The organism is Aliivibrio fischeri (genome assembly GCF_009727955.1).
GTDB lineage: Bacteria > Pseudomonadota > Gammaproteobacteria > Enterobacterales > Vibrionaceae > Aliivibrio > Aliivibrio fischeri_A.
Map to the genome: position 1 here is coordinate 1 of NZ_WOBR01000021.1, position 372 is coordinate 372.

The window sequence follows — 372 nt, forward strand, 5'->3', positions numbered from 1 at the left end:
GTCACGACACCTGTAGTGGCATCGATAGCAAACAGACCTTTTGCAATATCTGCATTTGAGAGTTTATAACTAACCTCATCACCATCTGGATCTGTTGCAAGGCCCGTGATATTTACAACCGACCCAATTTCAGCATTCTCTGACAAGGTATTTTCTGCTGCATTTGAGTCCGTAACCGGACCTACATCGTTATCCGTATCACCGCCGCCCGGTGCCGAACCATCCGCATCTGTTACTGTAATATCAAAACTGGCTTCACTTGTTGAGCCATCAGTCGATGTCGCAATGATGGTAATAGAGTGAGAATCGGCGACTTCATGATCAAGATTACCAATTAACGTCACGACACCTGTAGTGGCATCGATAGCAAAC

At 45.7% G+C, this 372-nt stretch carries 1 protein-coding gene; it reads right to left on the reverse strand.

Annotated features, from left to right (window positions below; translation table 11 throughout):
- On the reverse strand, positions 1-372 hold a 372-nt coding region (locus GNP81_RS19120), incomplete at both ends, for a cadherin repeat domain-containing protein (RefSeq protein ID WP_155675069.1).